The 3111-nt window shown below is 60.0% G+C and carries 2 protein-coding genes; one reads left to right on the top strand and one right to left on the bottom strand.

Features of this window, described 5'->3' with window-relative positions:
* Positions 1-42: 42 nt before the first annotated feature.
* On the bottom strand, positions 43-1626 hold the full coding sequence (locus WX88_RS26430; RefSeq protein WP_046247438.1) for a PAS domain-containing protein: 1584 nt from the start codon (positions 1624-1626) through the stop codon (positions 43-45).
* Positions 1627-1873: 247 nt separating this feature from the next.
* On the opposite strand from WX88_RS26430, the gene WX88_RS26425 reads away from it, so the two are divergent.
* Positions 1874-2752, top strand: a complete 879-nt coding sequence (locus WX88_RS26425) for an alpha/beta fold hydrolase (protein WP_046247437.1) — start codon at positions 1874-1876, stop codon at positions 2750-2752.
* Positions 2753-3111 lie beyond the last annotated feature (359 nt).

Genomic DNA, 3111 nt, shown 5'->3' with positions numbered 1-3111 from the left:
TTCAAACCACGTCCCTACTCTGTCCGGCTTAGCTAGACCACCTCATTGCGCCTGCGTGCCCGCCAGTTCCGGCATAACCTCTAGTAGGGGCCGCCCGACCAGGTCCCGGTTGGGTAACAGCCGTTGGTAACTCGGATTAAAGAACTCGTAAACTAAGTCGGGCCCGCCGAAGATGCACAGGCCAAAAGGGGCCTGCTCAAAGAAGGCGTAGAACTGCCGCTGCCACGCTTCGCGCTCCTGACGGGCGAGCATCTGGTCCGTGACGTCGGTGGCAAAAATCAGAATGCCGTCAATCTGACCCTGGGCATCGCGGGTGGCTTGGTGGATATAGGTAATATAGAGGTCTTCCAGCCGGCCCGAGTTGGTGCGGTCTAGCGTCACGGGCTGCTCGAGGCCGTAGGAGGTTTCGCCCGTCCGATACACCTGGTCGAGCAAGGCGAAAAACGGTTGGCCTGCGAGTTCGGGGACGGCCTGGCGGTAGGGTTTGCCCACCATCTCGCGGCCCCCAAAAATGGCGCGGAAGTTGTCGTTGGCTAACTCGACCACGTGCTCGGGGCCCCGCAGGGTGGCAATCAGGGCCGGGGCTTCGGCCACGAGTTGGGCGAGGCGCTGGCGCTGGGTTTCGGTTTCGGCCTGGGCCTGCAGGACGTCTTGGGTGCGCGCGTGTACCCGCGCTTCCAGCTCCTGGTTGAGCTGCTGTAACTGGTGCTGCGCCTCGCTCAAGGCCAGATTGGCAACCTGATACTCGTCGGTAGTGGCCCGCAGTTCTTCATTGGTCTGGGCCAACTCCTGGTTCAGGTGCTGCTGCTGCTCCCGCGCCCGCACTTGCTCGCTCACGTCATAGGCGAAATTGAGGATGCCGTCGATCTGGCCGTCGGCATTCCGTAGGGCCTGAAAAAATACATCAAAGTAGCGCTTCTCCATCCGGCCTGAATGGGTATAGTCCACCAAGGCGGGCATCTCGGAGCCGTAGAAGGGCTCGCCAGTCTGGTAGACCTGATCGAGCAGTTCAAAAAACTGCTGACCCGCCAGCTCCGGCAGGGCCTCGCGGACCGGGAGGCCCCGGAGCACACGGGCGGGAAACTGCTGCTGGTAGCGCGGGTTTACGAGGTCGTACACATGGTCAGGGCCCCGGTTGGTGGCCACTTGCGCCGGCAGCTGCAGCAGGATGTCGTGCAGGCGCTGGCGCTGGGCTTCGGCCTCGGCGCGGGCGGTCTGCTCCCGCGCCCGGCTCTCGCGCAGCGACTGCTCGACGGCGGAGTGGGGCAGGTCACCCATATCGGTAAAGTTGACCACGAGCAACTCGCCGCTGCGCTGGGCCACGAGTCGGAAGTAAGTATCGATGCCGTCGCCCGCGTAGGGCACGTCGTAAGTCGAGGTCTCGCCCGTTAGGTAGGCAGTGTGATACTGGGCAAAAATGCCCGTCGGTACACTGCTGGGGTAGTACTCGCGAAACGTGCGCGGAGGCTGGGCGGGCAAGCCCAACAGCCGTTGGCCGGCGGGGTTGAGGCGCACGAAGCGAAAATCGACCAGCTCGCCGCGGGCATCGTAGAGCGGCGAGTAGAGGGCGGCGCCGGTGGGAACCAGGTCAAAAAACACATCGAGGGGATTGTCAACGAACGCCACAAGTAGTAAGAATAGGAAAGGGAATAGATAACCAGCTAAAGCAACGTGGGGAGTGAAGGTACCGGCAATATTCTCCCGGCACGGGGTCCGTCTACTGGTCCTGTAAATACGGATGCTGTCCGGAGGTAAATTTTGCGCAAGTATTCTTAAGTGGGGTTCTTGTAGTAAATGGCCGTAATCCTACGCGAAGCGCTGAGCGTATCAAGGGGCTTCGCTAGATGGAAAGAACGCAAACACAGCGCAAGTCATGAACACCCACGGTATCAATCATCGAATGGCGAAAATTGGCGGACACACGTTATTCCTGCGGGAAGCAGGACCGCCTGATGCACCGGTCCTGTTACTGCCGCACGGCTACCCGTGCTCATCCTTCCAGTTCAGGCGCCTGATGCCAGCGCTGGCCGACTGCTGGCGCACTGTTGCCTTCGACTGGCCCGGATTCGGCTACAGCGACACGCCTGCTCTGGATAAGTTTAGCTACGATTTCGACGCCTATGCCGGTGTCTTGGCGGCTGTTGCAGACGCGCTCGACATGAAACGCTATGCCCTCTGGCTCCACGACTACGGGTCTCAAATCGGCCTGCGGCACGCCATTGCGCATCCGGACCGGATCGCGGCGCTCATCATCCAGAACGGCGACATCTACGAAGACGTTCTCGGACCAAAGTACGAGACGATCAAGGCCTGGTGGGCTGACAAGTCGGACGTGACGCACCGCCCGCTGGAAGAGGCCGTTAGCGAGGAAGGGTTCCGGCAAGAGTTCGTCGGGGAGGTCCCCGAGGAGGTCGCCCGCCGCGTCTGTCCCGATCTTTGGAAGCTGCATTGGCCGCTCATGAACACGCCGACACGCAAGGCGGTGGCCGTCGGATTAATGGAAAAGCTGGAACAAAATCTGACCTGGTTTCCACGCTACCAGTCTTTTCTGCGCGAGCAGCAGCCCCCGACCCTGATCCTCTGGGGGCCGCAGGACGGCTATATGCCCCAGCAGGCGGCGCGCGCCTATCACCGCGATGTACCAACCGCAGAGTTGCACCTCCTGGAAGAGGCCGGTCATTGGCTGCTAGAAACGCATTTCGAAGAAGCCCTGCCGCTGGTCCGGGATTTTCTTTCCCGGACACTGGGCTGATCGGACCCACCTTGCACCAGAGAATATCAGAGCCCACAATCATCAACCATGGTAGTGGCCTCATCTTAGTACCGATAAATGGGCATTATCATAACTTAAAAACGAGCAAGCGCAAAAAAATACCCGGTCAGACTCGACCGGGTACTTGTGTTTCGTTGAACCGCTATTGCTAGCGCGAGGTGGCCACGACGTAAACTGTGTACGCACACATGAGCGCCCAGAAGAACCAGAACGAACGTTCCGCGAGACACCAGCCGAATCCGATTTTCCTTACCGATAGTTTCTGTTCCAACTATTGTGCTACCCCTAAGAAGGGAGAGCATCAAAAAGTGTGGGGCAGTGGGGTTAAGCGGCCATCG

This window comes from Hymenobacter terrenus (assembly GCF_000972495.1).
GTDB lineage: Bacteria > Bacteroidota > Bacteroidia > Cytophagales > Hymenobacteraceae > Hymenobacter > Hymenobacter terrenus.
Note: the sequence above shows the minus strand (reverse complement) of the source record. Positions and strands in the feature narration are given on the sequence as shown.

Coding starts and splice junctions, on each gene's coding strand:
- WX88_RS26425 (WP_046247437.1), top strand. CDS start 1,874: ATGAACACCCACGGTATCAATCATCGAATGGCGAAAATTGGCGGACAC.